This window comes from Rhodoblastus sp., from assembly GCF_041915505.1.
Classification (GTDB): Bacteria; Pseudomonadota; Alphaproteobacteria; order Rhizobiales; family Beijerinckiaceae; genus Rhodoblastus.
In genome coordinates, this window is sequence record NZ_JAYSBG010000294.1 from 1 (window position 1) to 4,394 (window position 4,394).

The window sequence follows — 4,394 nt, forward strand, 5'->3', positions numbered from 1 at the left end:
TCTGCTGCGCCCATTCATAGCCCTGTGCGCGCAATTCCTTGGCCTCGCGCTGGCGCTCGGATTTCATGCGGTCATAGATCGCCTGGCTGGTTTCGAGCGGCAGATCGGCGCGATGCAGCCGCACTTCGGCGACATCGACGCCAAGCGGCGCGAATTTCGCGCTCACTTCGGCATGGACCTTCTGCACCACCTCCTGCCGGCGCGGAGACAGCAAGGTTGGCAGGTTGATCTGGCCGAATTCGCGACGCATCGCGGTGCTGACCGACTGCGCGAGCTGCGCGCGCGCTTCGGCGACCGAATGCAGGCTCTGATAGAATTTCAGCGGATCGACGATGCGAAACCGCGTAAAAACCTGCGCCACGATGCGTTTCTGATCGCCGAGGATCACCTGTTCCGAGGGCGGCTCCAGCAGCAGCAGACGCGCGTCATTGACGATCACGCTGTCGATGAAGGGCGCCTTGACCTTGAGGCCGGGCGTTTCGACCACGCCGACCGGCGCGCCGAGCCGGACCACCAAGGCGTTCTCGCCCTCGTTCAGCGTATAGAGGCTGGACAAAGCCGTCACCAGCGCCGCGGCGGCGACCAGAACGAGGATAACGAGGCTCTTTCTCATTTGCCGCCTCCCGCAGGAAGCGCAGGCAATGGGACGGGCGCGGCCGCCGGCTTGACCTCGCTCAGCGGCAGATAAGGCGCCAGCGGCCCGGCGCCCCGTCCCGACGAATCCAGGATGACCCGCGAGGATTTGCGCAACAGGACGTCGACGGCGTCCAGATAGAGCCGCCAGGCAGTCACGTCCCGCGCCTGGGCGTAGCTCTGATAGATCGCGGTGAAGCTCTGCGCCTCGCCCTGCGCCAGATTGATCGTCTGCGCCTTATAGGCCTCGGCGTCCTGCTTGACGCGCTCGGCCTCGCCGCGCGCGCGCGGCAGAACGTCATTGGCGTAGGCCTCGGCCTCGTTGCGCGCACGCTCCTGATCGGCGCGGGCGCGCTGCACGTCATTGAAGGCGTCGATCACGGTGCTCGGCGGATCGACGCGCGACAATTGCACCTGAACGATGCGAATGCCGGCGCCCTCGCGATCCAGCACGCGTTGCAGCAAGTCCTGCGTCTGGTCCGCCACCTCGCGACGTTTGTCGGACAGGACCGCCTGAATCGGCGTGCGTCCGACGATCTCGCGCAAAGCGCTCTCGGCGGCGATGCGCAAGGCCGTCTCGGGATCGGAAACCTTGAACAGATATTGCCCGGCGTCCTTGACCTGCCACAGCAGGGAGGCGTCGGCCTCGACGATATTCTCATCGCCGGTCAGCATCTGCTTTTCGCGCGCGCCGCCGATGGCGCCATTGTCGGCGAGGCCAAGCTGCATCTGGCGAATTTGCGTGATCTGCGGAAACAGGGCGGTTTCAATCGGCCAGGGGAGATGGAAATGCAGGCCGGGCGGCGTGGTGTCGACCCAGGCGCCGAAGCGCAGCACCACGCCCTGTTCGTCGGGCTGGACCTTGTAGAAGCCGGTCGACAGCCAGACCAGAAGGGCGAGCCCCGCCAGCAGCGCCCAGCCGCGCCGATCGAGTCGCGGCGGCCTGAAAAAGGCAAAAATCTTTTCGCGCGCGCCGTTTTCGCTTTCCTGCGGCGGCTGCTGCATGTCTTCCATGGCGTAACGGCCCTGCTCCGCCCCCTGCGCGCCGCTCGCGACGACGTTGCGCTCTTATCACGGCGCCGTGACGAGAGCGACAAAAATGCGTCGCGTCATAAAATCGCAAAATCGTCACGCCGACGCTGGACAGCGGCAAATCGCTTTGCTAAACACCCGCTCGTTCGGCGACGGCAGACGCTTCGCCGATTTTTTTTCGATGGGCGCTTAGCTCAGTTGGTAGAGCAGCTGACTCTTAATCAGCGGGTCGTAGGTTCGAGCCCTACAGCGCCCACCATCGAAAAATGAAGAAAATCAATTCATTAAAGCAAGATACTCCAGGCTGCGGCGGTGACGTCGCTCGCCGGTTTGCAACCTGTTTGCAACTTTCAACCCGCGCAGGCTACGTCGGGGCCTGATCCTTCGCTCCTACCGAAAGCAAGCCAGAAGCACGGTCGCTGACCGCAACAACGAAGCCAAATCTGCCGGAACGCCCTGAGTTCAAGATTTCGGCACGTTGTGATGGGATCGCCGACCGCTCTACTTGCCGTATTTAAAAACCAGACTCAGCTCAGTTCGCGTTGGCGATGGAGGAAAGGGCGCCGCGGCGCGGATTGCGGCCATCGCGGCGGAGTCGAATTCGGGCGATCCGCTCGACTGAACGACATTCGCTTGGAGGAGACGGCCATCAAAATTGATGCTGAAGGCGATCTTTCCCAATGATTGCGCGCGACCGGCCGCTGTCTCCGGCACATGAATGCGCGCCATCACCATGCCATACAAGATCGAAAGATAGGTAGAAGCCGCTTTTCCTCCGGCGACGGGAGACTGCCGCGAGGCGGGAGCGAAACTGTAGTCGGGCGTGGCGGTAAAGGCGGCAAGCGGATTTTGCGTAATATTCTGTTGTGTCTCCGGTTGAGCGACCGCCTGTTCCAGAGCACCCGACCGCTGTAATTCCGCCGCTTTGACGGGATCCCCATCAGCGCGATGATCGATCGGCTGCGGCGTCGACGCCTCGGGCGGTTTAGCCTCGGCCGACTTTTCCGGCGCGGCCTTCGGAGAATGCGAGGTCTCGTCCGGGGCGTTCTTCATGACCTTTTCGTCATTGGGCGGACGTGGCGCGTCGGTGGCCATTTTTTCGTCGAGCGTCGCTTGCTTCGGCTGTTGTTCGCTCTTGGGCGCAGGCGGCTCCGGCTCCTTGGGAGGCGGCGGCTCGACGATCACCTCAACAGGGATTTCCTGTTCTCCTCGCGCCAGATCGGACGATCTGTCGAAATGGAGGAAAAGGGAAATCGCGACCGCATGCAAAAGAAAGCAAAGCAGGAGAATGGCCGTAAACCGGCCCCTGGCGGCCAGTGGCGAGGCCCGGGGTCGATCAAACAGACGTTCGTCGGGAGGCGCTACAAAAGCCATGGTCAATATTCGCGCGGACCGGTCGAGAGGTAAATCGGCGAGATCGGCGCGACCCTGCCCCACTCTCTCAGGATAGCAGACGCCGCCCAACCAATGATACGGCAGGAACCCGTTTGCAAAGCAAAAAGCCCGGCGATCGCGCCGGGCTTTGCGTCTCTATCGGAAATTCGGCCTGCGCGAGCGCCATCGCCGCGAACCAGCCGGGCTGGCCGTTACGCGGCGCCCGGCTCGACTTCCGAGGTCGATCGCACGACGACTGCGAAGAGATCGCCCAGCATGGCGAGGCTCGCCCGCTGGAGGTCCGCCGCTGACACCACGCCACCGTCGTCCGTCGGCAGATCGCGGGTGGCGGTGGCGCCAGCGACGATGGTGGGTTGGAAACCCAGGCTGAAAGCGCCGCGCGCTGTCGAATTGACGCACATATGGGTCATGAAGCCGGCCAGGATGACATTCTCGACGCCCGCCTCCTTCAGGAGCCGCTCCAGATCGGTGCCGACGAAGGAATTGGGATAGTGCTTGACGATCGTCGCCTCTCCCGCGCGCGGCGCCACCGGCGTCGCGATGGCGCCGATATCGCTGCGGATGTCGTAGGGCGAGCCGGGACCGGCGTCGTGCTGGATGTGGAAGATCGGCGTCCCGAGCCGGCGGGCGCTTTCGAGCAGGCCTGCCGCCTCTTCGAGCGCTGCTTCGACTCCTGCAAGCTGCATGACGCCCTGCCGGTAGGTGTTCTGGCAATCGATCATGATCAGCGCCGCGCGGCCCAACCGCGCGGGCTCCTTCGGCAGGCCGGCGATATTGCGCAAAGTGGTTGGCTTTGACATCGTTTCCCCTTTGGTGGTCGGAAGATGGAATCAAGCTTAAGCCGCCCGGAGGCGCGCTCGAATGAACAATCACGCCGCATCGCCCTGCAATTTTGCAGGAGATATCGACTGGAACGACGTTCGTTATGCGCTGGCCGTCGCACGCGGCGGCTCGCTGGCGGCGGCGGCGCGCGCGCTGAACGTCGACCAGACGACGGTGGCGCGCCGGTTGCGCATGTTGGAAGCCTGCGTCGGCGCCGCCCTGTTCGAGCGCCTCAAAGGACGCTTCGCGCCCACGCCCGCCGGCGAAACGCTGATGGAGCGCGGGCTGCGCATCGAACAGGAAATCGCCGCCCTGCGCCATCTGGGTTCCGACAATGAAGCCCAGATACGCGGCGTGGTGAGGCTGACCGCGATCGAAGCCATCATTTCGCACTATCTGGCGCGGAATCTGGCGGAGCTGCGGGCGCGTCACCCTGAACTGGCTGTCGAATTGATCGGCAGCAGCCGCAATCTCGACCTGTCATGCCGCGAGGCCGACCTCGCCATACGCCT

At 63.8% G+C, this 4,394-nt stretch carries 5 protein-coding genes and 1 tRNA gene; 2 read left to right on the top strand and 4 right to left on the bottom strand.

Annotated features, from left to right (window positions below):
• Window positions 1-613 (bottom strand): protease modulator HflC (gene hflC / locus ACE3S9_RS15430; RefSeq protein WP_374547368.1); only part of this gene is annotated, 613 nt, incomplete at its 3' end.
• On the bottom strand, window positions 610-1,647 hold the full coding sequence (hflK, locus tag ACE3S9_RS15435; protein WP_374547369.1) for an FtsH protease activity modulator HflK: 1,038 nt from the start codon (window positions 1,645-1,647) through the stop codon (window positions 610-612). The genes hflK and hflC, both read right to left, overlap by 4 nt.
• Before the next feature lie 201 nt (window positions 1,648-1,848).
• On the opposite strand from hflK, the gene ACE3S9_RS15440 reads away from it, so the two are divergent.
• Window positions 1,849-1,924: transfer RNA gene (locus tag ACE3S9_RS15440), tRNA-Lys, on the top strand.
• 242 nt (window positions 1,925-2,166) lie between these two features.
• Here ACE3S9_RS15440 and ACE3S9_RS15445 read toward each other — a convergent pair.
• Both ACE3S9_RS15445 and ACE3S9_RS15450 read right to left on the bottom strand, forming a co-directional pair.
• Window positions 2,167-3,102 (bottom strand): TonB family protein, encoded by a 936-nt coding sequence (locus tag ACE3S9_RS15445; protein WP_374547370.1) that lies wholly within the window; start codon window positions 3,100-3,102, stop codon window positions 2,167-2,169.
• A 149-nt stretch (window positions 3,103-3,251) separates the two neighbouring features.
• Window positions 3,252-3,860, bottom strand: coding sequence for a cysteine hydrolase family protein (locus tag ACE3S9_RS15450; protein WP_374547371.1), 609 nt, complete (start codon window positions 3,858-3,860; stop codon window positions 3,252-3,254).
• 61 nt (window positions 3,861-3,921) lie between these two features.
• Between ACE3S9_RS15450 and ACE3S9_RS15455 the strand changes: the two genes are divergently transcribed.
• Window positions 3,922-4,394 (top strand): LysR family transcriptional regulator (locus ACE3S9_RS15455; protein WP_374547372.1); only part of this gene is annotated, 473 nt, incomplete at its 3' end.

Bases quoted from the DNA above. Each gene is read 5' to 3' on its own strand.
- ACE3S9_RS15450 (WP_374547371.1), bottom strand. From the start codon at position 3,860: ATGTCAAAGCCAACCACTTTGCGCAATATCGCCGGCCTGCCGAAGGAG.
- hflK (WP_374547369.1), bottom strand. From the start codon at position 1,647: ATGGAAGACATGCAGCAGCCGCCGCAGGAAAGCGAAAACGGCGCGCGC.